Origin of the sequence: Glutamicibacter sp. NPDC087344 (genome assembly GCF_044744225.1) — a bacterium.
Lineage (GTDB): Bacteria > Actinomycetota > Actinomycetes > Actinomycetales > Micrococcaceae > Glutamicibacter.
Window position 1 is genome coordinate 1 of sequence record NZ_JBIUXY010000026.1, and the last position, 1,473, is coordinate 1,473.

General features: G+C 58.8%; 1 protein-coding gene. It reads right to left on the reverse strand.

The annotated features are described in order from the left end of the window. Positions 1–23: 23 nt before the first annotated feature. Positions 24–1,220 carry an IS110 family transposase gene (locus tag ACIOWL_RS21155; RefSeq protein WP_400389950.1) on the reverse strand — a complete coding sequence of 399 codons (1,197 nt, stop codon included), beginning with the start codon at positions 1,218–1,220 and terminating at the stop codon, positions 24–26. Positions 1,221–1,473 lie beyond the last annotated feature (253 nt).

Sequence of the window (1,473 nt, forward strand, 5' to 3'; positions counted from 1 at the left end):
GGGGGGTGCCCCTATGTTAAAAGTCAAGCAATTTCTTGCTTTGGGAGATCATAAAGTGATCCGTCCCGAATCATGGCGAACAGCACCGTGAGTCGGCGGTGAGCCAACGCGATCAGAGCCTGGTTGTGGCGTTTACCTTGAGCTCGTTTCCGGTCATAGTAGTCACGGCTTGACGGATCAAAACGGATGGATGCGAACGCCGAGAGGAACAACGCTCGTTTCAAGCGTTTGTTGCCTGAATGGCTGACGCGTTCGGACTTAATCGAGGTACCGGACTGCCGGGTGGTCGGCGCTAACCCGGCGTAGGAAGCCAAGGCGGCTGGACTGGCGAAACTCTTGCCAGAGGTCTCAGCTATGAACACCGCCGCGGTCCTGACGGCAACCCCTGGCATAGATGTCAGGACCGGGTAAAGAGGGTGAGCCTCGACCATCGCTTCGAGATGAGCTGCAACGTCTGCGCGTTGGGCACGCAGAGAGAGCAGCTGGCAAGCGAGATGTGGAATGACTAAGCCGGCAGCTTCGGTTCCGACTACGACAACGCTTTGAGCGTCGAGAGCGTCCATGATGGCGGCAGCCCAGGCGGCATGCCGTCGGGCGCCGTGCTTCTTCAGCTTCGCATCAATCCGGGCCTTGCCAGCATGTTTCAGCGCGGCTGGGGTGGACCAAACGATCAGGACTTCCAAGACGGCGTTGTAGTCTAGCCGTACCCCAAGGAGGCGTTCCAGTGGTGGATGGATCTGAGTGAATAGTCCGCGGAGCCGGTTGCTGGTCTGGGTGATTTGGCGGGTGAGATCGAGGTCGAATCCGGTGAGCATGCCCAGAGCGGCTTCTTCTTCGTCGGAGACTTGGAGGCTTCGCAAGGTATGCGGCAGGGTACGGGCCGCGTCAGCGATGATGAACGCGTCTTTTTCGTCGGTTTTCGCCGTGCCCGGATACATGTCGGCGATGCGCCGCATCGTCAGCCCGGGCAAATACGCCACCGGAATGCCGAGGTGCTGGGCGACGGCGACGGCCAGCGCTCCGATGGTGGCTGGTTGGTCTACGACTACCAGCACGGTGCCCTTGGCGCTGAGGTTCTGGTAGACCGAGACGAGCTTGGCTTCGTCGTTGGGGAGGGTTTTATTCCAGATTTTGGTGCCGTCTTTGGTGACGGCACAGGCCCAGTGGTCGGTTTTTCCGACGTCGAGTCCGAGGAAGATGTCCACGTCTGAGGTGTTCATGACTGGTGCTCCTTTGAACTAGTTTTTTTGTTCAAGGTCGACCAACCGTCGGTAGCAAAGTCTTACATCCACGTTATGACAGGCATCCATATTCTGGTGCCGCGCCCCTCATCAGCAATCACCCTGCTGCCTTCCCAGCCTCGGTGGCAACACCCCCCGGATCATTGGTTGGACAGGGGCAAGACACCATGCCGAGGCTGGTCGGCCGACAGTCCCTATGATCCTCTTTTAGGGGCTGTCAACAAGATAACGG